This window comes from Porphyromonas sp. HMSC065F10 (genome assembly GCF_001808555.1).
Taxonomy (GTDB): domain Bacteria; phylum Bacteroidota; class Bacteroidia; order Bacteroidales; family Porphyromonadaceae; genus Porphyromonas_A.
In genome coordinates this window covers 1-228 of the sequence record NZ_KV793743.1, presented here as the reverse complement: position 1 = coordinate 228, position 228 = coordinate 1, and the positions used below count along the sequence as shown (strand labels likewise).

Below are 228 nucleotides of genomic sequence, written 5' to 3'. Positions count from 1 at the left end.
TTATGCGGTCTGATATTGTTGAGCTACTTTGAGGTGGTGGTCGGGATCATATAAGGTGTCGTTCTTCACCATAGCCCATATCATAGTGATCAGCTTATTTTTAATGTTATTGATGATGACGAGCCTCGGCTTGCCCTTTTTGAGCAGCCTTTCCTTGTAGAGGGCGATCTCAGGACTCCAAGACATAGCTGAGACGGCGACCATATACAGAAGTCCCGAGTAGTAGGA

General features: G+C 46.1%; 1 pseudogene. It reads right to left on the bottom strand.

The features are described from left to right. Positions 1-228: pseudogene (locus HMPREF2890_RS01055) on the bottom strand (hypothetical protein); the annotation flags it as partial.